At 73.9% G+C, this 1,094-nt stretch carries 2 protein-coding genes; one reads left to right on the top strand and one right to left on the bottom strand.

Annotated elements, in window-relative coordinates; genetic code table 11:
• Nucleotides 1-363, top strand: a 363-nt coding sequence (locus H5J29_RS33825; protein ID WP_181784927.1) for a sugar phosphate isomerase/epimerase family protein, incomplete at its 5' end; no start/stop codon positions are given.
• A gap of 41 nt (nucleotides 364-404) precedes the next feature.
• Here H5J29_RS33825 and H5J29_RS33820 read toward each other — a convergent pair.
• Nucleotides 405-1,094 (bottom strand): SDR family oxidoreductase (locus tag H5J29_RS33820; protein WP_181784926.1); only part of this gene is annotated, 690 nt, incomplete at its 5' end.

Here is a 1,094-nt window from a genome sequence, read left to right as displayed (position 1 = left end):
ACGGACGACGCGCTCGCGGTCCTCGACGCCGTGCCCGGTCTGGGGCTGAGCCTCGACGCCTCGCACCTGGTCGTGACCACGCACGACCTCGCCGACGCCGTCGCACGCCTGGGCGCCCGGGTCACCAACGTGGCGGTGAAGGACGGCTCCGGCACCCCGGAGGACTTCGTGTTCGGCGTGCTCGGCACCGGCGACGTCGACTTCGCGGCGCTGCTCGCGGGACTGGCCGAGCAGGGCTTCACCGGTCCGGTCACCGTGGAGCACGAGTCCCACCAGTTCGGGGACACCCGCCCGGCGGCCCAGGTCCTCACCGAGAGCCTGGCCTACGTCCGCAGCGTCCTCCCCACCCCCGTGCCGAGATGAACGTCAGTGCTGTTCGATCATGGTCGGAACAGCACTGACGCTTATCTCGAGCCGGTCTCCCAGGTGACCGGCGGCGGGGTGCCTGCGCCCTTCGGGCCGGGGACGCCGCGGAAGCCGTAGGGGCTGGGCTCGCGGCCGGGTTGGACGAACCAGCACTCCCCCGGCTCGCCGCGCTCGAGGATCGCCTCGATCGCGTCGGCGACGTTCTCGGCCGTGAGCAGCGGGAAGTCGCCGAACTGCGCCTTGGCGCGGGCGATCAGCGGGGTGTCGGCGAAGCCGGGGCACACCGCGTTGACCGTGATCCCGCTCGCGGCCAGCGTGGGTGCCGCGGACCGCACGTAGCCGACGACGGCGTGCTTCGAGGCCGTGTAGAGGGCGTCGCCGGGCATGGCGACCAGGCCCGCCAGCGACGCCGTCGCGACGATCCGGCCGCCCCCCGCCCGTCGCAACGCGGGGACGGCGGCGACCACGCCGAACACCACGTGGTCGACGTTCACCCCCATGATCGCCCGGTACCCCGCCAGGTCGAGGTCCTCGACGCCGGACTGGCCCGAGGTCATGCCGGCGTTGAGCAGCACGGTGCGCAGCGGGCCGATCTCCTCGGCCGCGGCGACCAGCGCCTGCACCGCCTCCGGGTCGGTGACGTCCACGGTGCGGGCCGTGCCACCCAGCTCCGCGGCGACCCTCCCTTGAGGTCGGCGGCCCGGAACCGGGGCAGCGTGATGGCGTCG

Origin of the sequence: Pseudonocardia pini, assembly GCF_013870575.1 — a bacterium.
Lineage (GTDB): Bacteria > Actinomycetota > Actinomycetes > Mycobacteriales > Pseudonocardiaceae > Pseudonocardia > Pseudonocardia pini.
This window is presented reverse-complemented; position numbering and strand designations above follow the sequence as displayed.